At 47.2% G+C, this 1,777-nt stretch carries 2 protein-coding genes; both read right to left on the reverse strand.

The genetic code is table 11. The features are described 5' to 3' along the window. Nucleotides 1-534 precede the first annotated feature (534 nt). On the reverse strand, nucleotides 535-1,113 hold the full coding sequence (locus PO605_RS30700) for a tetratricopeptide repeat protein (protein ID WP_082001650.1): 579 nt from the start codon (nucleotides 1,111-1,113) through the stop codon (nucleotides 535-537). A gap of 58 nt (nucleotides 1,114-1,171) precedes the next feature. Then, on the reverse strand, nucleotides 1,172-1,777 hold a 606-nt coding region (locus tag PO605_RS30705; protein ID WP_272207339.1), incomplete at its 5' end, for an RHS repeat-associated core domain-containing protein.

Raw genomic sequence — 1,777 nt, forward strand, 5'->3', positions numbered from 1 at the left:
ATCAACTCCTTTAGAACGGCTCGGGCCATGAAGAGTGGATAGCGTTTAGAGTCTATGCAATCGTCCGGGATGCGACACCTAGATGGTCACAGTGGTAGCGGTGAATGGCGATGCGCGACTGCTACGCTTTGGCCTGCTCCTGCTCCTGCTCCTGCTCCTGCTCCTGCTCCTGCTCCTGCTCCTGCTCCTGCTGTTGGGCCTGCATGCATACCGAACATGCGTGCGCCGCCCTCGGCCTATTCGCTCAGCATGGCCTGGGCGCCGGGCGGCAGGCCGTGCTCAAGGGTGTGGCGCAGGTGCCAGGTAGGCTCTTGCTGCATCTCGCACGGCATGGCGCTGAGCATCGTTTTCATGAGGACTAGGGCTGGCGTGTGGCTGGGGTCGTCCTGGAGGAAGTGCATCGACGGTGCAGCACCACATTTTCTTGTATCGGCGTGAGGACGAACTGCAGGTCATGAGCAATGTGAGAAAAATCTACAGAGATATTGCGCTTCTTTCATTTGTTGGCGAGTTTACCGGCAACATTGACATAAATCACCTTTTTGCAGAATCAAACCACTTTCTTGCCTCATTTGAATCTTGAGGAGTACCGCGCCCCAGCCCATACATCAAACCTAGCTGAAATTGTGCATCTCTATTTCCCTGCGCCGCAGCGAGATGAAACCATCTCATTGATTCTTTGTAATCTCTCTTAACCTTTTCGCCTTCTTTGTAAATTAATCCCATCATTAACTGAGATTTTTGATTTCCGTTCTCGGCAGATAATGTATACCACTTCAATGCCTCTTTAAAATTTCGAGGGACACCTTTCCCGTCATCATTCAAAACACCCACGATATACTGAGCATTCGCATCGCCGTTACTCGCGGCCAAAAAAAACCATTTAAAAGCTTCTTTATAGTCTCGATAACTGCCTTCATCATTTAAATAAATTTCACCAAGGCATAGTTGAGAATGGATATCCCCGTCAGAGGCCGCTCTTTTCAGTTCCTCTATTGATCTTGCATATTTTTGACATAAGGCTTCTTTCTTCTGCGCAAACGACGGCAAAACAAACAAAAAAGGGAAAAGTGAAGAAATTACTAGTAACAATATTCTTCTTTGAAACGGCATAAATCTCCATGAAATAAATTTATTTCCAATGAAATTGTCTTACTTTAATGAGATACTATCACCAAGGGAATTTAATTGGTATCTTAGGATTTGAGACAGGTCCAGTCGCTGTGGTTCCAGGCGTATTCTCTATAGCGTCTTTTGCGACTTTCCCGACATCCTTAACGCCTTCCTTCATTAGAGTATCAATCTCTTTCTCCATAGCAGACAAATCCTCACACCCCTTTGGAACATCAGGGACAGCAAGTATGCATTTCGATATCTTATCTTGAAGCTCTCTGCGTCGACGCCCTTTATTCCCGATCTCTTTCACTAGATCCGCCGTTTCTTTTGCATCATTTATTTGATCACCCTTTTCCTTTACTTCCCACATTTTCTTTGCATCTTCAAAAATATTTCCAAACCCGAACAAGCCAAATGGATCAATATCCGCATTTGGATTAAATGGATATTTAATCAAGTTTACCCCGCCCATCAACCCGATCGGATCCTGATTGATATAACTGCCCACCACCGGATCGTAATACCGATGCCGGTTGTAATACAGCCCTGTTTCCCTGTCATGGTGCTGCCCTGGCAGCCGGATCGCCTGGTGGATGCCTTGCGGGTTGTATTCCTGCAGCACATTGCCCCAGGGGTCCAGCTTGGCCGCCCAGGCGACTAG

It is taken from the genome of Delftia sp. DT-2, from assembly GCF_028401915.1.
In the GTDB taxonomy this organism is placed as follows: domain Bacteria; phylum Pseudomonadota; class Gammaproteobacteria; order Burkholderiales; family Burkholderiaceae_C; genus Comamonas; species Comamonas tsuruhatensis.

What these genes read in the sequence shown, in the direction of transcription:
- PO605_RS30700 (WP_082001650.1), bottom strand. Translation starts at nt 1,113, where the DNA reads ATGCCGTTTCAAAGAAGAATATTGTTACTAGTAATTTCTTCACTTTTC.